Annotated in this window: 22 protein-coding genes and 1 other annotated feature; all 22 genes read right to left on the reverse strand. The window is 50.7% G+C overall.

The genetic code is table 11. The annotated features are described in order from the left end of the window. Window positions 1-26: 26 nt before the first annotated feature. The 22 genes from rplC to cysS all read right to left on the reverse strand — a co-directional run bounded on the left by rplC (window position 27) and on the right by cysS (window position 22,448). Window positions 27-650, reverse strand: a complete 624-nt coding sequence (gene rplC, locus KI379_RS33140) for a 50S ribosomal protein L3 (RefSeq protein ID WP_076176735.1) — start codon at window positions 648-650, stop codon at window positions 27-29. 36 nt (window positions 651-686) lie between these two features. After that, window positions 687-995, reverse strand: coding sequence for a 30S ribosomal protein S10 (gene rpsJ, locus KI379_RS33145; RefSeq protein WP_005544556.1), 309 nt, complete (start codon window positions 993-995; stop codon window positions 687-689). 322 nt (window positions 996-1,317) lie between these two features. Continuing rightward, the gene (gene tuf, locus KI379_RS33150) at window positions 1,318-2,508 is read right to left on the reverse strand and encodes an elongation factor Tu (protein WP_076176734.1); all 1,191 of its coding nucleotides are present in this window, start codon (window positions 2,506-2,508) and stop codon (window positions 1,318-1,320) included. A gap of 119 nt (window positions 2,509-2,627) precedes the next feature. Further along, window positions 2,628-4,709 (reverse strand): elongation factor G, encoded by a 2,082-nt coding sequence (gene fusA, locus KI379_RS33155; protein ID WP_076176733.1) that lies wholly within the window; start codon window positions 4,707-4,709, stop codon window positions 2,628-2,630. 48 nt (window positions 4,710-4,757) lie between these two features. Then, complete coding sequence (rpsG, locus tag KI379_RS33160) at window positions 4,758-5,228, reverse strand: 30S ribosomal protein S7 (protein WP_076176732.1); 471 nt, start codon at window positions 5,226-5,228, stop codon at window positions 4,758-4,760. 44 nt (window positions 5,229-5,272) lie between these two features. Then, entirely contained in the window at window positions 5,273-5,695 is a 423-nt protein-coding gene (gene rpsL, locus KI379_RS33165) for a 30S ribosomal protein S12 (RefSeq protein WP_076176731.1), read from the reverse strand. Between the two features lie 143 nt (window positions 5,696-5,838). Continuing rightward, on the reverse strand, window positions 5,839-6,090 hold the full coding sequence (locus tag KI379_RS33170; RefSeq protein WP_076176730.1) for a ribosomal L7Ae/L30e/S12e/Gadd45 family protein: 252 nt from the start codon (window positions 6,088-6,090) through the stop codon (window positions 5,839-5,841). Between the two features lie 159 nt (window positions 6,091-6,249). Beyond that, window positions 6,250-9,864: a DNA-directed RNA polymerase subunit beta' gene (gene rpoC, locus KI379_RS33175; RefSeq protein ID WP_076176729.1), complete on the reverse strand. Its 3,615-nt coding sequence runs from the start codon at window positions 9,862-9,864 to the stop codon at window positions 6,250-6,252. Window positions 9,865-9,947: 83 nt separating this feature from the next. Next, complete coding sequence (gene rpoB, locus KI379_RS33180) at window positions 9,948-13,493, reverse strand: DNA-directed RNA polymerase subunit beta (protein WP_145030013.1); 3,546 nt, start codon at window positions 13,491-13,493, stop codon at window positions 9,948-9,950. Between the two features lie 357 nt (window positions 13,494-13,850). After that, window positions 13,851-14,456 (reverse strand): class I SAM-dependent methyltransferase, encoded by a 606-nt coding sequence (locus KI379_RS33185; protein WP_212986152.1) that lies wholly within the window; start codon window positions 14,454-14,456, stop codon window positions 13,851-13,853. Window positions 14,457-14,592: 136 nt separating this feature from the next. Next, window positions 14,593-14,958 (reverse strand): 50S ribosomal protein L7/L12, encoded by a 366-nt coding sequence (gene rplL / locus KI379_RS33190; RefSeq protein ID WP_076176726.1) that lies wholly within the window; start codon window positions 14,956-14,958, stop codon window positions 14,593-14,595. A gap of 66 nt (window positions 14,959-15,024) precedes the next feature. Further along, complete coding sequence (rplJ, locus tag KI379_RS33195; protein ID WP_076176725.1) at window positions 15,025-15,528, reverse strand: 50S ribosomal protein L10; 504 nt, start codon at window positions 15,526-15,528, stop codon at window positions 15,025-15,027. Between the two features lie 112 nt (window positions 15,529-15,640). Then, window positions 15,641-15,797, reverse strand: a sequence feature (ribosomal protein L10 leader region). Window positions 15,798-15,869: 72 nt separating this feature from the next. Next, window positions 15,870-16,562, reverse strand: a complete 693-nt coding sequence (gene rplA, locus KI379_RS33200) for a 50S ribosomal protein L1 (protein WP_076176724.1) — start codon at window positions 16,560-16,562, stop codon at window positions 15,870-15,872. Between the two features lie 83 nt (window positions 16,563-16,645). Then, window positions 16,646-17,071 carry a 50S ribosomal protein L11 gene (rplK, locus tag KI379_RS33205; RefSeq protein WP_076176723.1) on the reverse strand — a complete coding sequence of 142 codons (426 nt, stop codon included), beginning with the start codon at window positions 17,069-17,071 and terminating at the stop codon, window positions 16,646-16,648. A 66-nt stretch (window positions 17,072-17,137) separates the two neighbouring features. Further along, the gene (nusG, locus tag KI379_RS33210) at window positions 17,138-17,671 is read right to left on the reverse strand and encodes a transcription termination/antitermination protein NusG (protein WP_076176722.1); all 534 of its coding nucleotides are present in this window, start codon (window positions 17,669-17,671) and stop codon (window positions 17,138-17,140) included. 22 nt (window positions 17,672-17,693) lie between these two features. Continuing rightward, window positions 17,694-17,882 carry a preprotein translocase subunit SecE gene (gene secE / locus KI379_RS33215; RefSeq protein WP_076176721.1) on the reverse strand — a complete coding sequence of 63 codons (189 nt, stop codon included), beginning with the start codon at window positions 17,880-17,882 and terminating at the stop codon, window positions 17,694-17,696. Window positions 17,883-17,903: 21 nt separating this feature from the next. Continuing rightward, window positions 17,904-18,053: a 50S ribosomal protein L33 gene (rpmG, locus tag KI379_RS33220; RefSeq protein ID WP_076176720.1), complete on the reverse strand. Its 150-nt coding sequence runs from the start codon at window positions 18,051-18,053 to the stop codon at window positions 17,904-17,906. 404 nt (window positions 18,054-18,457) lie between these two features. Continuing rightward, window positions 18,458-19,102: an RNA polymerase sporulation sigma factor SigH gene (gene sigH, locus KI379_RS33225; RefSeq protein ID WP_076176719.1), complete on the reverse strand. Its 645-nt coding sequence runs from the start codon at window positions 19,100-19,102 to the stop codon at window positions 18,458-18,460. Between the two features lie 161 nt (window positions 19,103-19,263). Then, window positions 19,264-19,785, reverse strand: coding sequence for an NYN domain-containing protein (locus KI379_RS33230; RefSeq protein ID WP_076176718.1), 522 nt, complete (start codon window positions 19,783-19,785; stop codon window positions 19,264-19,266). Window positions 19,786-19,790: 5 nt separating this feature from the next. Further along, window positions 19,791-20,537, reverse strand: a complete 747-nt coding sequence (rlmB, locus tag KI379_RS33235) for a 23S rRNA (guanosine(2251)-2'-O)-methyltransferase RlmB (protein ID WP_089549793.1) — start codon at window positions 20,535-20,537, stop codon at window positions 19,791-19,793. 43 nt (window positions 20,538-20,580) lie between these two features. Then, window positions 20,581-21,045: a Mini-ribonuclease 3 gene (locus tag KI379_RS33240; RefSeq protein ID WP_212986147.1), complete on the reverse strand. Its 465-nt coding sequence runs from the start codon at window positions 21,043-21,045 to the stop codon at window positions 20,581-20,583. Further along, window positions 21,042-22,448: a cysteine--tRNA ligase gene (gene cysS / locus KI379_RS33245; RefSeq protein WP_212986148.1), complete on the reverse strand. Its 1,407-nt coding sequence runs from the start codon at window positions 22,446-22,448 to the stop codon at window positions 21,042-21,044. Before cysS ends, KI379_RS33240 begins: the two co-directional genes overlap by 4 nt. Between the last annotated feature and the right edge of the window lie 19 nt (window positions 22,449-22,467).

Below are 22,467 nucleotides of genomic sequence, written 5' to 3' on the forward strand. Positions count from 1 at the left end.
TATGTGTTCCTCCTTTCCTTAGGTGATTATTTCTTCACCGTTTCGTTAATTTTAACGAAGCTGTTTTTAGGTCCAGGAATAGCACCTTTAACGAGCAATACGTTGCGTTCAACGTCAACTCTAACAACTTCAAGTTTCTGTACAGTTACCGTAGCATTACCCATGTGACCTGGCAGACGCTTTCCTTTAGGAACACGGTTAGCCTGGATCGAGCCCATGGAACCCGGTCTGCGATGATAACGCGAGCCGTGAGCCATTGGTCCGCGGCTTTGTCCCCAACGTTTGATAACGCCTTGGAAGCCTTTACCTTTGGAAGTACCGGTTACGTCAACAAATTCGCCTTCTGCGAAGACATCCGCCTTCAGTTCTTGGCCAACCTCGAATGCTCCGAGGTCAACACCGCGAATTTCGCGAACGTAGCGCTTAGGTGCAGTGTTAGCTTTTTTAGCATGTCCTGCTTCTGGCTTGTTTGCACGCTTCTCCTTCTTATCGGCGAAACCGATTTGAATAGCTTCGTAGCCATCGTTCTCAAGATCTTTCTTTTGCAGAACAACACAAGGACCTGCTTCGATAACCGTCACAGGAATTACATTACCTTCTGGAGTAAATACTTGAGTCATTCCGAGTTTTTTTCCTAAGATACCTTTCATGTTGACACCTCTTTTCCCGTCTTAATTCATTTCGAATTACAATTTGATTTCGATATCTACACCGGACGGCAGGTCCAAGCGCATAAGAGCATCCACAGTTTGTGGAGTTGGGTTAACAATGTCGATCAAACGCTTGTGTGTGCGCATTTCGAATTGCTCCCGAGAATCCTTATACTTGTGTACCGCACGGAGAATAGTAATGATTTGTTTCTCAGTTGGAAGCGGAATCGGTCCAGATACACCAGCACCCGAACGTTTTGCAGTTTCAACGATTTTCTCAGCGGATTGATCAAGAATTCTGTGATCGTAAGCTTTCAAACGAATACGAATTTTTTGCTTTGCCATTTTAGTCCCTCCTTCTATCGCCCAATTTGGTATCGGACATACTCCGTGAAAATTTTCTAACCCACCGCTCCATGGCAAAGGGGCCGGGTGTGTCAGTAACCTCTCACATCATCGCAACGTCTCAGAACAACATTCACTATTATATATAAAGAATGGGCATAATGCAAGCTTTTAATGAAAAGCGTTGTTGTTCTTTTCTTCCTATATATAAAGAAAGGAATCCTCCCGCCAGGAGAGGATTCCTCTGCATCTCTTGCGTTTACAACACAGCGTTACTCGTTCCAGCACATCGTTGCTATATAGAAGGCAATTTGCCTTTTAATTATTTGCTGATTGTTGCGATGGCACCAGCAGCTACTGTACGTCCACCTTCACGGATCGTGAACTTCGTTCCTTCTTCAATCGCGATTGGAGCGATCAGTTGAACGGATACAGTGATGTTGTCGCCAGGCATAACCATTTCAGTTCCTTCTGGAAGGTTAACCACACCAGTTACGTCCGTTGTACGGAAGTAGAACTGTGGACGGTATCCAGTGAAGAAAGGCTTATGACGGCCACCTTCTTCTTTAGTCAAAACGTATACTTGAGCAGTGAACTCAGTATGCGGTTTAACGGAAGCTGGTTTGCAAAGTACTTGACCGCGCTCGATTTGGTTACGGTCTACACCGCGAAGCAGGGCACCGATGTTGTCACCAGCTTGAGCGGAATCCAGCAATTTACGGAACATTTCAACGCCCGTAACGACGGATTTCTTAGTTTCTTCAGCGATACCAACGATTTCAACTTCGTCGCCCACTTTAACCGTTCCGCGTTCTACACGGCCTGTAGCAACCGTACCACGACCAGTGATGGAGAATACGTCCTCGACTGGCATAAGGAAAGGTTTGTCAGTGTCGCGCTCTGGAAGAGGGATGTACTCATCGATGATGTTGAACATTTCGATGATTTTTTGTGCCCACTCGCCGTCTGGGTTTTGCAGAGCTTCACGAGCAGAACCTTGGATGATTGGAGTGTCGTCGCCTGGGAACTCATATTCGTTCAGCAGGTCACGAACTTCCATTTCAACCAGTTCAAGAAGTTCAGCGTCTTCAACCATGTCGCATTTGTTCAGGAATACGACGATGTAAGGTACGCCTACCTGACGGGAGAGCAGGATGTGTTCGCGAGTTTGCGGCATTGGGCCGTCAGCTGCGGATACAACCAGGATCGCTCCGTCCATTTGAGCAGCACCAGTGATCATGTTTTTAACATAGTCGGCGTGCCCTGGGCAGTCAACGTGTGCATAGTGACGGTTAGGTGTTTCGTATTCCACGTGTGCAGTGGAGATTGTGATACCGCGTTCGCGCTCTTCTGGAGCTTTGTCGATTTGATCGAATGCTACTGCAGCACCACCGTAAGTTTTGGACAATACAGTCGTGATAGCAGCAGTCAGAGTTGTTTTACCATGGTCGACGTGACCGATAGTACCGATGTTAACGTGCGGTTTAGTACGTTCAAACTTAGCCTTTGCCATTTGAACAATTCCTCCTTAAATGGATTGAATATAGGTTTTATGTTTGAACTGACCGGTGTTTATGCAAGCAGTTCTGGATGTAATCGTACCGGTCAGGGTTTAAAACTCAAAAGCAGATATTACTCGTCAGATCCTTTGGACTTCGAAACAATTTCTTCAGCAATGTTCTTAGGAACTTCTTCGTAGTGGGAGAGTTCCATGGAAAACACGCCGCGTCCTTGGGTACCGGAACGTAGTGTCGTCGAGTATCCGAACATTTCGGAAAGAGGCACTTTCGCACGGATGATCTGAGCGCCGGAACGGTTATCCATACCTTCGATACGTCCGCGACGGGAGTTCAGCATACCCATTACGTCGCCCATGTATTCTTCAGGCACCGTAACTTCGACTTTCATGATTGGCTCGAGCAGGACAGGTTTACACTTGTCTTTAGCCGCTTTAAGCGCCATGGAACCGGCAATCTTAAACGCCATCTCATTGGAGTCGACATCATGGTAAGAACCGTCTACGATTGTAGCTTTGATGTCTACAAGCGGGAAGCCGGCAAGAACACCATTCTTCATGGCTTCTTCAATACCATTCAGTGCAGGCTGGATGTATTCTCTTGGTACAGAGCCACCGACGATCTTGCTGTCAAACTGGCTGCCAGTACCTGCTTCGAGAGGTTCGAACTCAACCCAGACGTGACCGTATTGACCACGACCACCGGACTGACGAACGAATTTACCCTCAACGCGTGCAGCTTGACGGAAGGTTTCACGGTATGCAACCTGTGGTTTACCCACGTTGGTTTCTACCTTGAATTCACGACGCATGCGGTCAATGATGATGTCGAGGTGAAGCTCACCCATACCAGCCAAGATTGTTTGGCCAGTCTCTTCATCTGTATGAGCACGCAGCGTAGGATCTTCTTCTGTCAATTTGCCCAAAGCAACGCCCATTTTGTCTTGGTCGGCTTTGGTTTTAGGCTCAACTGCGATTTCGATAACCGGATCCGGGAAGTTCATGGATTCCAGGATAACCGGAGCTTTCTCGTCGCAGAGTGTGTCGCCCGTACCGGTATCTTTCAAGCCTACGGCAGCCGCGATGTCACCGGAGTAAACTTCGCTGATTTCTTGACGGCTGTTCGCGTGCATCTGAAGGATACGTCCGATACGTTCGCGTTTGCCTTTGGTAGCGTTCAATACGTAAGAACCGGATTGAAGGATACCAGAGTATACGCGGAAGAACGTCAATTTACCAACATAAGGGTCGGTCATGATTTTGAATGCCAGAGCCGCGAACGGTTCTTCATCGGAAGAATGACGCTCAACTTCTGTACCGTCTTCAAGGTGACCTTGAATCGATGGTACATCAACTGGAGCTGGCAGATAATCGATAACAGCGTCCAGCATCAGCTGAACCCCTTTGTTGCGGTAAGAAGAACCACAGATAACCGGGAAGATCTTAACTTCGCAAACCCCTTTGCGGAGGGCTGCTTTCAGTTCCGGAATGGTGATTTCTTCACCTTCCAGATACTTCATTGTCAGGTCTTCGTCGAGTTCTGCGACTTTTTCGATCAGTTCAGCGCGAAGTTCTTCAACTTTGTCTTGGAACTCGGCCGGAACGTCGACCACCTCGATGTTTTGACCCAGGTCGTCTTTGTACATATGAGCTTTTTGCTCAACCAGGTCGATGATGCCCACGAAGTCGTTCTCCGCACCGATCGGCAATTGAATCGCTACTGCGTTCGCTTGCAGACGATCGCGCATGTCGTTAACGACGTTCAGATAGTCGGCACCGATAATATCCATTTTGTTTACATATGCGATCCGCGGAACGCCGTAGCGGTCAGCCTGTCTCCATACGGTTTCAGACTGAGGCTCAACGCCCTCTTTCGCACTGAAAACACCTACTGCCCCATCCAATACACGAAGGGAACGTTCAACTTCAACCGTGAAGTCAACGTGCCCTGGGGTGTCAATGATATTAACGCGGTGACCTTTCCACGAAGCGGTCGTCGCAGCGGAAGTAATCGTGATCCCGCGCTCCTGTTCCTGCTCCATCCAGTCCATTGTAGCCGCACCCTCGTGAACTTCACCGATTTTGTGCGTACGGCCTGTGTAGAACAAGATCCGCTCTGTGGTGGTCGTTTTACCAGCGTCAATATGCGCCATGATCCCGATGTTGCGTGTATTTTTCAAGGAGAACTCTCTTGCCATGAAAATAGTCTCCCTTCAAAATTGAAGTGTAATTTGTTGAGCCGAATCCTACCAGCGGTAGTGAGCAAACGCTTTGTTCGCTTCAGCCATTTTGTGAGTGTCCTCGCGTTTCTTAACGGAAGCGCCTGTGTTGTTGGAAGCGTCGATGATCTCAGCCGCCAAACGCTCTTCCATTGTCTTCTCACCGCGGTTGCGGGAGTAGTTCACGAGCCAACGTAATCCCAAAGACGTACGTCTTTCAGGTTTTACTTCAATCGGCACCTGGTAGTTGGCACCGCCGACACGGCGAGCTTTAACTTCCAGTACTGGCATGATATTTTTGATAGCTGCTTCAAACACTTCCATAGGATCTTTACCCGTACGTTCTTGAATCAGGTTGAACGAATTGTAAAGGATGCTTTGGGCAACACCTCTTTTACCATCCAGCATGATGCGGTTGATAAGGCGTGTAACCAGTTTGCTGTTGTACACCGGATCCGGCAATACGTCTCTCTTACTAACTGGACCTTTGCGTGGCATGGATATCCCCCTTTCTCAAGTCTTTGAATTCTTATAGAAATCAATTACGATTTTTTAGCTTTCGGACGTTTCGCGCCGTATTTGGAACGAGCTTGCATCCGGTTGTTCACACCTGCAGTATCAAGCGCACCGCGAACGATATGGTAACGTACACCTGGAAGGTCTTTTACCCGTCCACCGCGAACCAATACCACGCTGTGCTCTTGCAGGTTGTGTCCGATCCCCGGAATGTAAGCAGTCACCTCGATGCGGTTCGTCAAGCGAACACGGGCATATTTACGAAGCGCGGAGTTCGGTTTCTTCGGAGTCATTGTACCTACACGGGTGCAGACACCACGTTTTTGAGGAGCGCTAAGTCCTGTCTCTTCACGCTTCAGAGCGTTGTATCCTTTCTGCAATGCAGGGGACTTCGACTTGTAGATCTTAGCTTGACGTCCTTTGCGAACTAGCTGGTTAATTGTTGGCATGTTAGCCACCCCCTTCCCATAATACTTATCCTCATTACAAACCTCTTTTTAAGTCCACAGACCCAGGCGGTTCATAAAAGAACAAATGAAAAGTCTTTGCCGGAAGAACTCTGTTGATTTCTCCAACAAAAACGTTCCTTACCCTATGATTTAACGATGGCAGCCATCGCTGCGCCCACTTCAATTCCACATGCTTTACCCAAATGATGCATAGTATCCACATAGGTGATCTTCACTCCATGCTTACTGCAAAGAGCTTCAACCTTTGAAACGAGCCGGTGTTCCGCATCTTCCGCCACAAACACTTCGGCGGCTTGGCCCAATTCTACGAGTTTCATCGTTTGTTTGGCACCGATCTTGACATGAGCATCCTGTAATCCTTTATCATTAGACATTTTAATATCCTCCAAAAGCACAGGGGTACTTAACTACTCACGCACCTTTGCTATATTAGCACTTGCATTAGGCGATGTCAAGAATGTTTCAGGAAAGTTTTCGCGGAAGCAGCCCTTTTTCATGCCGCCTCCGCGCAAAACCGCCTGTATAGCAGTCTATTACTCTACTGTTGCCGTTTCAAGCTCTTTGGAGTCCTGATCTTCGGCGTTCGGATCATCGAATTTGACGCTGCGGTAACGGTTCATACCGGTACCTGCAGGGATCAATTTACCGATGATGACATTTTCTTTCAGGCCGAGCAGTTGGTCAACCTTGCCTTTGATCGCCGCATCGGTAAGAACGCGTGTCGTCTCTTGGAAGGATGCCGCGGACAAGAAGGAATCGGTCTCCAGGGAAGCCTTGGTGATACCGAGCAGAACCGGTTTAGCCACCGCAGGCTCTTTTCCGGACAGGATTGCTTCTTTGTTCGCTGCTTCATATTCATGAATGTCGGTGAATGATCCAGGAAGAAGCGGTGTATCTCCCGCATCGACGATACGGATTTTACGCAGCATCTGCTTGATCATTACTTCGACGTGCTTATCGTTGATTTCTACGCCCTGGTTACGGTATACGCGCTGTACTTCCTGCAGAATGTAGTTCTGCACCCCGCGGATGCCTTTAATGCGCAGCATTTCTTTCGGGTCGATGGAACCGTCAGTCAGCTCGTCGCCGGCTTCGATTTCCTGACCTTCGCTTACGCGCAGACGGGAACCGTAGGTAACGGAGTACACTTTCGTTTCCGCTTCACCTTGGACTTCGATTTCACGACGGTCTTTCGCTTCGCGGATTTCCTTCACGACGCCGTCGATTTCACTGATAGTTGCTTGGCCTTTCGGATTCCGGGCTTCGAAAAGCTCCTGAATACGCGGAAGACCTTGGGTAATATCGTCCCCTGCGACACCACCGGTATGGAACGTACGCATGGTAAGCTGGGTTCCTGGTTCACCGATGGATTGCGCCGCGATGATGCCGACAGCTTCCCCGATTTCCACGAATTTGCCTGTGGCCAGGTTGCGTCCGTAGCACTTCTTACACACACCGTGACGGGCACGGCAGCTGAGTACCGAACGGATTTGCAGTTTTGTTACGCCGGAGTTGACGATCAGGTTCGCTTTATCCGAATCGATCAGCTCGTTGCGGTTAACCAGAATTTCGTTGGTTTCCGGATGACGAACCGTCTCGAAGCAGTAGCGTCCTTCAATACGGTCATACAGATCCTCGATAACCTCTTTACCATCCTGAATCCGGCTGACGGTAAAGCCTTTATCGGTACCGCAGTCTTCTTCGCGAACGATAACGTCCTGGGCAACGTCTACCAGACGGCGTGTCAGGTAACCGGAGTCCGCTGTACGCAGCGCGGTATCCGCCAGACCTTTACGGGCACCGTGCGTCGACAGGAAGTACTCGAGGACGGTCAGGCCTTCACGGAAGTTGGACTTGATCGGGAGTTCGATGATCCGGCCGGATGGGTTCGCCATCAGACCCCGCATGCCGCCGAGCTGAGTAATCTGCGATTTGTTACCCCGTGCTTTGGAATCAACCATGAGCATGATGGAGTTAAAGCGGTCCATGGATTTCATCAGGATGTCCGTAATGTCATCCTTCGCCTTGGACCAAATATCGATAACGCGGTCGTACCGTTCTTCGTTCGTAATCAAGCCGCGGCGGTATTGGTTTGTAACGACTGCAACCTTCTCGTCGGATTCCTTCAGGATCGCCTGTTTCTCATCAGGAACGATAACGTCGGATACCGCAACGGTTACGCCGGCACGCGTCGAATACGTGAAGCCGAGCTGCTTGATTTTGTCCAGAATAACGGAAGTTTCCGTCGTGTGGTAAATCTCGAAGCAGCGGGCAATGATTTGGCCCAGATACTCTTTACCAACAGCGCTGCTTATAGGCAGGTCGTACATGCGCTCGCGGATGTCCGCACCTTTTTCATAGACGAAATATTTTTCCGGCGTTCCGTTGAACAGATTGTCGCGGGTTGCTTCGTTAATGTACGGGAAGCTGCTCGGGAAAATTTCGTTGAAAATGATGCGTCCGACAGTCGTCAAGAGCATTGCGTCCTGCTGCTTGTCGGTAAAGCTGGTTTTGCCGAGCGCTTTTACCGGAATGGCTACCCGTGCATGCAGACCTGCGGTTCCGCGTTGGTAAGCCGATACGGCTTCGTTCACGGAACTCAGGATCATGCCGGAACCTTTCTCTTCCTTGTTGTCCATGGTCAGATAGAAAGATCCGAGAACCATATCCTGCGAAGGAGTTACGACAGGTTTACCGTCTTTAGGGTTCAAAATGTTGCCGGATGCCAGCATGAGGATACGGGCTTCAGCCTGTGCCTCTGCGGACAGCGGAACGTGAACCGCCATTTGGTCACCGTCGAAGTCGGCGTTGTAAGCCGTACATACGAGCGGATGCAGACGGATCGCGTGACCTTCCACCAGGATCGGTTCAAACGCCTGGATACCGAGACGGTGAAGCGTAGGGGCACGGTTCAGCAGAACCGGATGCTCTTTAATGACTTCTTCGAGAACGTCCCATACTTCCGGACTTACGCGCTCAACCTTACGTTTGGCGCTCTTAATGTTATGGGCGAGGCCCTTGTTTACAAGTTCTTTCATGACAAACGGCTTGAACAGTTCCAGCGCCATTTTCTTCGGCAGACCGCACTGATACATTTTCAGGTACGGACCAACGACGATAACGGAACGGCCGGAATAGTCAACACGTTTACCGAGCAGGTTTTGCCGGAAACGTCCTTGCTTACCTTTCAGCATGTGGCTGAGGGATTTCAGCGGACGGTTGCCTGGTCCAGTAACCGGACGGCCGCGGCGGCCGTTGTCGATCAGGGCGTCAACCGCTTCCTGCAGCATCCGTTTTTCGTTCTGAACGATGATATCCGGAGCTCCCAGGTCAAGCAGACGCTTCAAGCGGTTGTTCCGGTTGATCACGCGGCGGTACAGGTCGTTCAGGTCAGACGTTGCAAAACGTCCGCCATCCAGCTGTACCATTGGGCGCAGTTCCGGAGGAATAACCGGCAATACGTCCATGATCATCCACTCTGGCTTGTTGCCGGAGTTGCGGAAAGCCTCGATGACTTCCAGACGCTTGATCGCACGGTTACGGCGTTGGCCTTGAGCCGTGCGCAGCTCTTCCTTCAGAAACTCGAGTTCCTTTTCGATATCGAGATCCTGCAGCAGCTTCTTGATCGCTTCAGCACCCATGCCCGCTTGGAAACCGTAGCCGTACTTTTCACGGTAGCTGCGGTATTCTTTCTCGGACAGGAGCTGTTTCTTCTCCAGAGGCGTATCTCCAGGGTCGGTTACTACATAAGATGCAAAGTAAATGATCTCTTCCAGAGATCTTGGCGACATATCCAAAGCGAGACCCATACGGCTCGGAATGCCTTTAAAGTACCAGATATGGGATACAGGAGCTGCCAGCTCAATATGGCCCATCCGTTCGCGGCGCACCTTCGCGCGGGTAACTTCTACGCCGCAGCGATCGCAGACTACGCCTTTGTAACGGACACGCTTATATTTGCCGCAATGGCATTCCCAGTCTTTTTGCGGTCCAAAAATCCGTTCGCAGAACAGGCCTTCTTTCTCCGGTTTGAGCGTACGGTAATTGATGGTTTCCGGCTTTTTCACTTCTCCGCGGGACCATGAACGAATTTTCTCCGGGGATGCAAGCCCGATCTTCATGAATTCGAAATTGTTAACGTCCAACAAGGAGCAACCCTCCTTAACCTAGTCCTAATGATTTGAACCGTGAATGAGGACGGACGGTATTCCCGCCCGCCTTCACACGGTCTTTATTCCACTCCGACTTCTTCGCCTTCCAGGTTGAGGCTCAGCTTATCGCCGGCTGCCTCGTCTTCATCATCGAGCTCTTTCATCTCGATCTCCTGCTCGTCACCGCTCAGGATCTTAACATCCATACCGAGGGATTGAAGCTCTTTGATCAGAACCTTGAACGATTCAGGAACACCCGGTTCCGGAACGTTCTCGCCTTTAACGATGGACTCGTAGGTTTTCACCCGGCCGACCACATCGTCGGATTTGACGGTCAGGATCTCTTGCAGTGTATATGCGGCGCCGTATGCTTCCAGCGCCCAAACTTCCATCTCACCGAAGCGCTGTCCGCCGAACTGGGCTTTACCACCCAGAGGCTGCTGCGTAACGAGCGAGTATGGTCCAGTTGAACGAGCATGGATTTTATCGTCAACCATGTGGGCCAGCTTGATCATGTGCATGACGCCGACGGTAACCTCACGTTCGAACATCTCGCCCGTGCGGCCGTCGTACAGACGCGTCTTACCGTTACGCTGCATGCCGGCTTCTTCCATGGTGTCAAATACGTCATATTCATTGGCACCGTCGAATACCGGCGTAGCCACGTGAATACCAAGACGCATGGCGGCAAAGCCCAAGTGGACTTCCAGAACCTGCCCGATGTTCATCCGGGAAGGTACCCCCAACGGGTTCAGTACGACCTGTACAGGCGTACCGTCCGGCAGGAACGGCATATCTTCTTCCGGCAGGATGCGGGCCACGACCCCTTTGTTACCGTGACGTCCGGCCATTTTGTCACCTTCAGAAATTTTACGCTTCTGAGCGATGTACACCCGAACCAGTTGGTTTACACCAGGAGGCAGCTCGTCGCCGTTCTCACGGGTAAACACTTTGACGTCCACGATAATCCCGTCACTACCATGCGGTACGCGTAGGGAGGTGTCGCGCACTTCACGCGCCTTCTCACCGAAGATGGCGTGCAGCAGGCGCTCTTCCGCCGTCAGCTCTGTTACGCCTTTCGGTGTAACTTTACCGACGAGAATGTCGCCGGCGCTGATTTCGGCACCGATCCGGATAATTCCGCGCTCGTCGAGGTTCTTGAGAGCTTCCTCGCCGACGTTCGGAATATCGCGGGTAATTTCTTCCGGTCCGAGCTTGGTGTCGCGCGCTTCGGATTCGTATTCCTCGATGTGAATCGAAGTGTACACATCTTCCTTCACCAGCTTCTCGCTGAGGAGGATGGCATCCTCGTAGTTATAACCTTCCCAGGTCATGAATGCTACGACGACGTTACGTCCAAGAGCCAACTCGCCCATTTCCGTCGAAGGTCCGTCCGCGAGGATGTCGCCCTTCTTGATGACGTCGCCTCTCTTCACGATCGGACGCTGGTTGATGCATGTGCCTTGGTTCGAACGCATAAATTTGTGTAATTTATGTTTAACGATGTCGCCTTTGACTTCTTTGCCGTCCACGGTCTCGATGCGGCGCACCCAGATTTCGTTGGCGGAAGAACGTTCAACTACACCGTCATATTTGGAAACGATACATACCCCGGAATCCTTTGCAGACTTGTGTTCCATTCCTGTACCAACCAGCGGAGCTTTAGGCACAAGAAGCGGCACAGCCTGACGCTGCATGTTCGATCCCATCAGGGCGCGGTTGGAGTCATCGTTCTCGAGGAACGGAATGAGCGCCGTTGCGACCGACACAACCTGCTTCGGCGAAACGTCCATGTAATCCACGCGTTCGCTCGGCATCGGCAAAATGTTGTCGGACTGCTTGTTGTAACGGACGATAACCATATCCTCCGCAAACGTGCCGTCTTCATTCAGCTTCGCGTTTGCCTGTGCGACTACATAGTTGTCTTCCTCGTCAGCTGTCAGGTAGTCGATCTGGTCAGTTACAACACCCGTCTTCGGATCGACCCAACGGTACGGAGCTTCGATAAAGCCGTATTCGTTGATCCGTGCGAACGTAGACAAGGAGTTGATCAAACCGATGTTCGGACCTTCCGGCGTCTCGATTGGACACATCCGGCCGTAGTGACTGTGATGGACGTCACGAACTTCGAAGCCCGCGCGCTCACGCGTTAAACCGCCGGGTCCGAGTGCAGACAGACGGCGTTTGTGCGTCAGTTCAGCAAGCGGGTTGGTCTGGTCCATAAACTGGGACAACTGGGAGCTTCCGAAGAACTCTTTGATCGACGCGATAACCGGTCGAATGTTGATCAGGGCTTGCGGCGTGATGACATTCGCATCCTGGATGGACATTCTTTCGCGTACGACGCGTTCCATACGGGACAGACCGATACGGAACTGGTTCTGCAGCAGTTCACCGACCGAACGCAGACGACGGTTACCAAGGTGGTCGATATCGTCCGTGTCGCCGATGCCATGCAGCAGGTTAATAAAGTAGCTGATCGAGGAAATAATATCAGCAGGCGTAATATGTTTAACCGATTTATCAATATTACCGTTCGCAATCACTTTGACGACCTTGCCGTCTTCGATCGGGGAGAATACGTCGATGCTCTGCATCGGAATGTCATCGGCATCAAGCACACCATTGGCAACATGGTACGTCTTGTGTCCGACATTCTTCTCCAGGTGCGGCAGGATTTCGTCAAGGAGACGGCGATCCACCATTTGTCCGGCTTCGGCAATGATCTCACCGGTATCGGTATCGATCAGTGACTCAGCAAGACGCTGGTTGAACAGACGGTTCTTGATATGCAGCTTTTTATTGATTTTATAGCGGCCGACATTGGCCAGGTCATAACGCTTTGGATCAAAGAAGCGCGCTACCAGCAAGCTCTTCGCATTGTCGAGGGTAGGCGGCTCGCCCGGACGGAGGCGTTCGTAAATTTCGATGAGCGCTTTTTCCGTGGAATCGGTGTTGTCTTTGTCCAGCGTGTTGCGGATGTATTCGTCGTTGCCGAGCAGGTCCAAAATTTCGGCGTCGCTGCCGAAACCAAGCGCCCGCAGCAAAACAGTAACCGGGATTTTACGGGTACGGTCGATCCGGACATACATGATGTCCTTTGCATCCGTCTCCAGTTCAAGCCAGGCACCACGGTTTGGAATCACTGTTGCAGTGTAGGTTTTCTTACCGTTTTTATCGACTTTCGTGCTGAAATAGACGCTAGGAGAGCGTACCAACTGGCTGACAATGACCCGTTCTGCACCGTTGATAATAAATGTACCGGTCTCCGTCATCAGCGGGAAATCTCCCATGAATACTTCCTGTTCTTTGACTTCTCCGGTTTCTTTGTTGATGAGCCGTACTTTCACCCGAAGCGGCGCCGCATACGTCACGTCACGCTCTTTCGCGTCATCGACGGTGTATTTGGGTTCGCCCAGGCTGTAGTCGATGAACTCCAGCACCAAATTGCCCGTAAAATCCTGAATTGGCGAGATATCCTGGAACATTTCGCGCAATCCTTCCTCCAAAAACCATTCATATGATTTCTGTTGGATTTCGATCAGGTTCGGAATCTCAAGTACTTCATTAATTCGTGCATAACTTCGCCGAGTGCGTCGACCATACTGAACAAGATGTCCTGCCAACTTTAACTCACCCCTCATGTCTACTCACTTTAAAAATTGATTGCGAACCTCTGTTTGGAACCTTATAATGGATTCATGCAGAGGATTCATCCACAAATAAAGAAAAGCCCTTACCCGAATGCTTTCGAACAAAGAGCAACTTATCCATGGTCTTGCCTTCTAAACATAGAAGTGACTTCATATCCAGTAGATTTGCCCAAAATGTACATATTATACGTGGACATGCCCTATTTTATGCATATCTCCGCATAAAAACTATTGACATTTCAGCCAACTAAAGACAAGAAGCCTATCCTAATACTGACATTTTATAATAATATCACACATGATTTTTCAAGTCAATAGTCCTATTGCATATTATTGAAAAGATTTTGTAGCCTTAAAAATCCGGTACCCTTTATCTTTGGTGACTTCCTCCACCTGTGCGAACAAGCTCTCCAGCTTCGCCTTTGCCGATGGTGCCCCCTGCTTCTTCTGAATCACGATCCACAAGGTTCCACCTTCACGAAGATGCTCATACGCCTGCTCGAAAATCCGATGCACCGTTTCCTTGCCCGCACGAATCGGCGGATTGGTCAGGATGACATCGAAAGCTTTCCCTTCTACCTGCTGCAGCAGATCGCTCTCCAGAATCGTCACGTTCGTAATTCCGTTCAGCCTGGCGTTTCCCTTGGCGAGTTCCACTGCACGGCTGTTCACATCCAGCATCGTCACATGCCCATCCCCGGCCAGTCTTGCCGCCACCAGTCCGATAGGACCGTACCCGCAGCCCACATCCAGAACCTCGGCCCCCTGCGGAATATCCATCGCTTCGATCAGTACCTTGCTGCCAAAATCAATTCCCTTCTTGGAAAACACCCCGGCATCGCTCGTGAACTTGTAGACTGCACCCCGCAGTCGCTCTTCCAGACTCCGCCGGTCATGTCCGGCTTCGGGCTGGTTGGAATAGTAATGCTGTGACATGCTTTCCCTCCGAATCCTTGGTTTCATTACACAGGATCCCCTGGTTCTAGTCGTTTAGTCACAAGGGATGCGGTTTTACAAAAACAAACCCCTTGAATGATCAAGGGGTTTGCTATGTGCTTCAACTGAGAAGGAATTACTTCACTTCTACAGTAGCGCCTGCTTCTTCCAATTTAGCTTTAACGGATTCAGCTTCTTCTTTACCCACTTTTTCTTTCAGTGGTTTTGGAGCGTTGTCAACGAGTTCTTTAGCTTCTTTCAAGCCAAGACCTGTGATTTCGCGAACGGCTTTGATAACGTTGATTTTGGAAGCACCAGCGTTAGCCAGGATTACGTCGAATTCAGTTTGCTCAGCAGCTTCAGCTGCGCCAGCGCCGCCGCCAACTACAGCTACTGGAGCTGCAGCAGTTACGCCGAATTCTTCTTCGATTGCTTTAACCAGGTCGTTCAGTTCCAAAACAGTCATACCTTTGATTGATTCCAAGATTTGCTCTTTACTCATGGTTGAACCTCCATTTTATAATAAAATTATTTTTTTGTTTACTTTTAAGCTGTCAGAACTGGAAGCTTACGCTCCTTGTTCTTCCTTCTCAGCCACAGCCTTAACTGCAAGCGCGAAGTTGCGAACTGGAGCTTGAAGCACGCTGAGGAGCATGGAAAGGAGACCTTCGCGGGATGGCAGTTCTGCCAACGCCTTGATTTGGTCAACGCCGACTACACGGCCTTCAACCACGGCACCTTTCAGTTTCAAAGCTTCGTTCTTCTTAGCAAAATCGTTAAGGATTTTAGCTGGTGCTACGGCGTCTTCTGCACTGAATGCGATAGCTGTTGGACCGGTCAATACTTCGTCCAGTTCAGTCAGCTCAGCAGCGGCAGTCGCACGGCGCAGCAAAGTGTTCTTCAACACTTGGAATTCAACACCCGCTTCGCGAAGCTGCTTACGCAGTTCGGTAGCTTGGGCAACGTTCAATCCGCGGTAGTCGGCCACTACTGTCGTTGCACTTTCGCGCAATTTCGCAGTTACCGCATCTACAGCTTCTTGTTTCGCTTGAATCACTTTTGCGTTTGCCAATGTCTACACCTCCTGAAAGTTTCAATGACTGTCCAGCCGGACTTGCCGGCCGCCAGTTCGATCTACGTCGGAGTCCGCTTCGAGTCTGAGTACTCTTGGCTTCTCCGATTTCATAGGCAAGTAAAAAGCCTCCGTAGATTTACGAAGGCCTGATGAATGATGATTGTCCGGGCAAATCGCAGGAAAATCATATATATTCTATCACAACACCTCGGTAGGAAATTAAGCCCTTAGGCACCTACTGTCTACGGTAAGCATATTCAACTTTAGTGGTCGGTCACAAGGACCTAAACAACAACTTTTATATAGTAACAGATAACTCAGAACGAGTCAACGATAACTTATTTAAAGGTTGCTGTATTCACGCGTGCGCTTGGTCCCATCGTCGAGGATACGGCGATCCCCTTCAGATAAACACCTTTTGCAGCAGCTGGTTTAGCACGGTTGAGTGCGTCGATGAGAGATTTGAGGTTCTCATTCAGTTTGGCCGCATCAAAAGATACTTTACCGATCGGTGCGTGAATTTGACCTGCTTTGTCCAGACGGTATTCGATTTTACCGGCTTTGATTTCTTGAACAGCCTTGGCAACATCGAACGTAACTGTTCCTGCTTTAGGGTTAGGCATAAGGCCTTTACCACCGAGCAGACGACCCAGTTTACCGACTTCGCTCATCATATCAGGTGTAGCGACGCAGACGTCGAATTCGAACCAGCCTTGTTGGATCTTGTTGATCATGTCTTGATCGCCAACAAAATCTGCGCCAGCCGCTTCCGCTTCCTTCGCTTTGTCACCTTTCGCAAATACCAATACGCGTTGTGTTTTACCCGTGCCATGAGGCAGGACAACAACACCACGAACGGCTTGGTCTTGTTTACGTGGGTCAACGCCCAAACGAACTGCAACTTCAACGGTTTCGTCGAACTTGGCAGTCGCAGCCTTTTTCACAAGCTCTACAGCTTCTGCTGGCTCGTATACTGCTTCGCTGTCGATCAGCTTGGCAGCTTCAACATACTTCTTACCATGTTTAGCCATGTTTGTTCCTCCTTTGTGGTTTTAGCGGATATTCCTCCCACATGTGCCGGCCTCATAGGCCGGGTGTCGCAAGAAAAACCGGATTAGTCTTCGATTGTGATACCCATGCTGCGTGCAGTACCTTCAACCATACGCATAGCTGCTTCAACGGAAGCTGCGTTCAGGTCAGGCATTTTTTGCTCAGCGATTTCACGGACAGTGCTGCGTTTAACGGTAGCGACTTTCTTCTTGTTAGGTTCGCCGGAACCCTTCTCGATTTTGGCAGCTACGCGAAGCAGAACTGCAGCCGGTGGAGTTTTGGTAATGAACGTAAAGGAACGATCCTCAAATACCGAAATTTCAACCGGAATGATCAGACCAGCTTGATCAGCGGTACGAGCGTTGAATTCTTTACAGAATGCCATGATGTTGACACCTGCTTGACCCAATGCTGGACCTACTGGCGGCGCCGGATTCGCTTTACCTGCAGGGATTTGCAGTTTAACAACCTTGATTACCTTCTTTGCCATGTAAGACACCTCCTTCAAAAGTGGTTAGCGGGCCTCGAAGCCCTCCCACAAGAAACCTGAAGAACTTTATATCTTCTCCACCTGAGTATAATCCAGCTCAAGCGGGGTTTCCCGTCCAAACATGTTGACGTGTACCTTCAGCTTGCTCTTGTCGACGAGAATTTCTTCTACCGAGCCAACAAAATTCGCAAAAGGACCAACTTTGATACGTACGGATTCTTTAATGTCGAATTCGATCTTCGGCTTCGGCTCTTCCATACCCATATGCTTCAGAATCTGTTCCACTTCTTCCGGAAGCAAAGGCGTCGGCTTGGAACCCGAACCCGTCGAACCGACAAATCCCGTAACCCCTGGCGTATTGCGTACAACGTACCAGGAATCGTCAGTCTGGATCATTTCCACCAAGACATATCCGGGGTAAACCTTTCTCATGACGACCTTTTTCTTGCCGTCCTTGTTTACCACTTCTTCTTCCATCGGAACAAGAACGCGGAAAATCTTGTCTTCCATGCCCATGGACTCAACGCGTTTTTCCAAATTGGCTTTGACCTTATTCTCATACCCAGAGTAGGTATGAACTACGTACCATCTTTTTTCCATATCAAGCCACCCGGGACCCTTCTTAAATAATCGCTTCGATCACAGCGGAAATGCCGATATCTAGAACCCAAAAATAAATCGTGACGATCGCAATGGTGCCAAGTACGATAAGCGTGTAATTCGTCAACTCTTTACGATTAGGCCAGCGAACTTTTTTAAGTTCCGCCCAGCTTTCAGAGAAAAAGGAAAACAGAGACTTGAAACCTTTCACGCCGACTACACCTCCAAAAAACTATCTGGTTTCGCGATGAGGAGTTTGCTCGTTACAAAACTTGCAAAATTTCTTCATCTCCATGCGGTCGGGGTGATTTCGCTTGTTTTTGGTAGTCGTATAGTTTCTTTGTTTGCAATTCGTACAAGCCAAAGTGATAATTACCCGCATGCTGTGCACCTCCCGAAGACGTCCTTCTATTTCAGAAGAGTCAATATTGATCCCTAGTAGGAAACAGCCTAAACTTTTCATCGCTGAAAAGAAAAAAAACCGTTCCTGCGAAATGAACGATTAAGCTCGTGCCGAAGCCTTTGCTCTACCATTCATTAAAACACGCGAATTTAGGCCTACCTAAAACACTTTATCACAAGGGTCAAACCATGTCAACGAAAGAATGGCCTTGTCAATACGCGTTTAAAAACCACGATTCCCTGTCGTTTCAAGCCTTTTTTCTCATCATAAGCCGCCTGCATTCATTTACCAGTATGATTCATTCGTCCAGAGGTTAAACCTCGGCACTTCCGGCGTGAATAAAAAAAGACTCCTTACGAGCCTTTCTTCACCTTAGCGTCTGTTCAATTGTCGCGAACTTCCAAATATCTCTCCAGCTTGCGCTTGACCCGCTGCAGAGCATTATCGATCGATTTCACATGCCGTTTCAAATCCACCGCAATTTCCTGATAGGAGCGGCCGTCCAAATACAGCATCAGCACTTTGCGCTCCAAGTCGCTCAGAATCTCGGACATCTTGTCCTCGAGTCCGACGAACTCTTCCTGGTTAATAATCAGCTCTTCCGGATCGCATACCTGCGAGCCGCAAATCACGTCAAGCAGCGTACGGTCGGAATCCTCATCATAGATAGGCTTGTCCAACGACACGTAAGAATTCAGCGGGATATGCTTCTGTCTCGTCGCGGTCTTGATCGCCGTAATGATCTGCCTCGTAATGCACAGCTCGGCAAAAGCCTTGAACGAGGACTGCTTGTCCCCTCTGAAATCACGGATCGATTTGTATAAACCGATCATGCCTTCCTGGATGATATCCTCGCGGTCGGCGCCGATCAGAAAATAAGATCTGGCTTTGGCCCGCACGAAATTCCGGTACTTGTTGATCAAGTACTCCAGCGCTTCACTGTCACCCTCACGGAAATATTCGACTACGTCCTCATCCGTCTTGTAATCATAATCAGATAACATTAACTCTTTAAGGTCGACGCTCACCAAGAAACCCCCCGGCTGCAACGCAAGGTACCCGTTACTCGTGAAATATACGAACAGTATAAATGATGCTCTCCAAGCCGTCAACCACGGATTATCCAAAAAAGAACAGCGATAGCAAAATTGTCAAGAGCTGCAAATTTGTCATTTCATACAAAAGTTGGCTATTCCCGCCGCCATCGTTCGAAGATTTCGCGGATGTCCGGCGACAGTTTGCTGTCCAGCGTATTGCGCGTCGATCTGGCCTGATCTTCCTTGATCCGCTTCTGGATCATCTGCTCGCTGTTCTCCACTTCGATCAGCAGCTCCCGGGCGGACAAGCGAAGCGCTCCCCGCGCGAAGATGACATGCTGTTCGATCAAATCGCTGGTCGCCACATAGATCTGCCTGCTTCGCCGGGTCAGCTCTCCAACAAGACGCTCAATGCATTCGTCCGCCGTCTCCTTCTCCTTCGTAAAGTACACCTGGACCTTGCTCTGCGAAAAGGATTTGCCCAGACCCGGCACCCGGTAGGCGTCAAATACCGCGATCACTTTTCTTCCGGAAAAAGCCTGGTAATCGGCCAGCCTGGCCAGCAGCTCGTCCCTGGCCTCCTGCATGCTGATCTGCGACAGCTCTGCAAGGGACGGCCATCCGCCGATCATGTTATAGCCATCGACCAGAAGCACATCGCGCAAAGCCGCCATTCCGGCTAACCTTGAGTGCGGCGCCGGCGCAGAACTTCGTACATCACGACTCCCGCGGCCACGGAAGCATTAAGCGAGTTGATTTGACCTTTCATGGGGAGTTTCACCAAAACATCGCATTTTTCGCGGATCAGTCTGCCCATGCCTTTCCCTTCGTTGCCAATGACTACGGCGACGGGGCCGTCAAACACATTCGTGTCGTACATCTCGGAGGAAGCCGACACGTCGGTACCGACGACCCAAATTCCTCTCTCTTTCAGCTCCTCAATGGTCTGCCCCAGGTTCGTTACGCGTGCGACCGGGACGTATTCGGCGGCACCGGCGGACGTCTTGGACACGGTCGCGGTAACCTGTGCTGACCGGCGTTTCGGCACGATTACCCCATGAACGCCGGTGCAGTCCGCGGTCCGGAGAATGGAGCCGAGATTGTGCGGATCTTCGATCTCATCCAACAGCAAGATGAACGGCGCTTCCCCTTTGGCTTCCGCGGCCTGCAGGATGTCCTCCACTTCGGCATAGGCATAAGGCGCCGCCTGCGCGACCACCCCTTGATGCTGCATGCCCGGCGCCATCTGGTCCAGCTTGCGCTTGTCCACCTGCTGAATGACGACGCCAAGCTTTTTGGCCTCGAAAATGATCGGCTGCGTCAGATGCTTTTGGGCATTTTCCGCAATCCATATTTTATTGATCGTCCGCCCGGATCGAAGCGCTTCGGTGACCGAATGCTTCCCGGCAATGATTTCTTCCTCCATCGATTTTCCTCCTGATTCTTATTGCCTGTGATGGCCTGCCATCTTATTTCTTCTTGGGCTGCTGCTCTATGAACTTGATCCCCGTGTCGATTAACTCCTGCATGCGCCCGAACTGCCCGGTATAGTACAAGTATCCGATCAGGGACTCGAACGCGGTGGCATGCCGGTATTCCAGCACGTCGGCATTTTTCGGAATGGTGCCCGACTTGGCGTTGCGGCCTTGGCGGACTACGTCGCGCTCCTCTTCAGTCAGCATCTCCTCCAGCGCGCCGATAATCCGGCTCTGGGCCTTGGCCGAGACAAGTCCGGTCGCCGAACGGTGCAGCTGATTGGGCCGCAGATTCGTCTTGGAGATCAAATATTGGCGGATGGCCACCTCATAGATAGCATCGCCAATATAAGCCAAGACGATCGGCGGAATCAGCCGGGCCGGCTTGGATGGCGGGTAGCTGAACATCCAGCTTCCCGCACTTTCCGGCAGCAGTTCGTTGCCGTCCGCCCCGCTCATTTGCGGCGCCAGCGCATGCCCTGCGCTGTATCCTCCAGCAGAATTCCCTTGGCCGCCAGCTCGTCGCGGATTTCATCCGCGCGGCCCCAGTTTTTGTTCTTGCGGGCTTCGGCACGCTCGGCGATCAGCTGCTCCACTTCCTCGTCCAGAAGCTCGGCCTTTTCCTCGAAATACAGCCGCAGCACCGCGTTCAATTCGTCAAAAGCCGCCAGCATCGCCTGCAGTTCCGCAGGGTTCGCCACAGGCTCCTGAAGCAGCAGATTGGCTTCACTGACCCATTCGAATACGGAGGTAATCGCATCCGGCGTATTGAAATCATCGTTCATTTTTTCATAGTAGGAAGCGAGAATCGCATCCAGCTTCTGCTGCACGGATTCACGGACCGGACCGTTTCCGTCCGGAGCCACCGTATCCAGGCGGTGCTTCATATTCGTTACGGCGTTGGCGATCCGCTCCACGCTGTTCATCGCCTGATCCATCGTTTCGCTGTTGAAGTTGAGCGGATTGCGGTAATGCGTGGACAGCATGAAGTAGCGGATCGCTTCTTTTTTATATTGGGCGCGCAGATCCTTGACCAAAATGCCGTTTCCGAGCGATTTCGACATTTTCTCGTTATTGATCTTGATGTACCCGTTATGCATCCAGTAGTTGGCGAGCGGCTTGCCGGTCAAAGCTTCCGACTGCGCAATTTCGCACTCGTGATGCGGAAACTGCAGGTCCTGTCCGCCTCCGTGGATATCCAGGGTGTCGCCAAGGTAGCGGCGGGCCATGGCCGAGCATTCGATGTGCCAGCCAGGGCGGCCGTCGCCCCAAGGGCTTGCCCAGTAAATCTCTCCCGGCTTCGCCGCCTTCCAAAGCACGAAGTCTTCCGGGCTTTCCTTCCGCTCGTCGACGCCGATCCGGATGCCGAACTGCAGCTCCTCCAGCTTCTGATGCGAAAGCTTGCCGTAACCCGGAAATTTGCCGGTCCGGTAGAAAACGTCGCCCCCTTTTTCATAAGCGAAGCCTTCGTCTTCCAGCTCCTTAATAAAGGCGATGATGTTATCCATGTTCTCCGTCACCCGCGGGTTGATCGTCGCCTTATGAATGCCCAGCCCGTCGAGGTCCTCGTAGTACGCTTTAATAAACGTATCGGCCACCACCGGCACGGTGCTGTTCATCTGCTCGGCTTTGCGGATCAGCTTGTCGTCCACGTCCGTGAAGTTCACCACGTAATTGACTTCGTTGCCGATCTGCTCGAGATACGAGCGAACGACGTCGAAAAAGATCATCGGACGCGCATTCCCGATATGAATGTAGTCGTATACGGTCGGACCGCACACGTACATGTTCACTTTTCCCGGCTGCTTCGCCACAAACTCTTCTTTCGCCCGGATCATCGTATTATAAATTTGAAGGGACATATCCACATTTCCTTTCATC

It is taken from the genome of Paenibacillus cineris (genome assembly GCF_018333335.1).
GTDB lineage: Bacteria > Bacillota > Bacilli > Paenibacillales > Paenibacillaceae > Paenibacillus_AQ > Paenibacillus_AQ favisporus.